Source organism: Komagataeibacter intermedius TF2 (assembly GCF_000964425.1).
In the GTDB taxonomy this organism is placed as follows: Bacteria; Pseudomonadota; Alphaproteobacteria; order Acetobacterales; family Acetobacteraceae; genus Komagataeibacter; species Komagataeibacter intermedius.
In genome coordinates this window covers 1-328 of the sequence record NZ_BANF01000143.1, presented here as the reverse complement: position 1 = coordinate 328, position 328 = coordinate 1, and the positions used below count along the sequence as shown (strand labels likewise).

The following is a 328-nucleotide window of genomic DNA, read 5'->3' as shown; positions in this document are numbered from 1 at the left end:
GACATCCTGCTCGTCGACTTCGACCTGCACGGTGCAGCAGTCATGCCATGCATCTGGCGTGCCATTCACGCCATACAGGGTCTGGCAGAGCTGGCGGATCGCCGGCTCATGTTCGGGCAGGAAGGACCAGCCGATTTCCTTGCCGAGAAAACGTCCCCTGTAACGTCGGGCCTGGATTGCCAGTTCGGGATGAAAGTCGGCCTTCAGGGTGATGCGGCCTTCCGACGCAGTAATCACGGCCATGATGAACTCCCAATGTAGCGACAGGGAAATTCTAGGATGATTATCATAATTGTACAAGAATAAATGACACGATTATGAGCGAAAT

The 328-nt window shown here is 54.0% G+C and carries 1 pseudogene; it reads right to left on the bottom strand.

Going from position 1 to position 328, the window contains the following annotated elements:
- Positions 1–243, bottom strand: a pseudogene (locus tag B7449_RS14335) (hypothetical protein); the annotation flags it as partial.
- Positions 244–328: the final 85 nt, after the last annotated feature.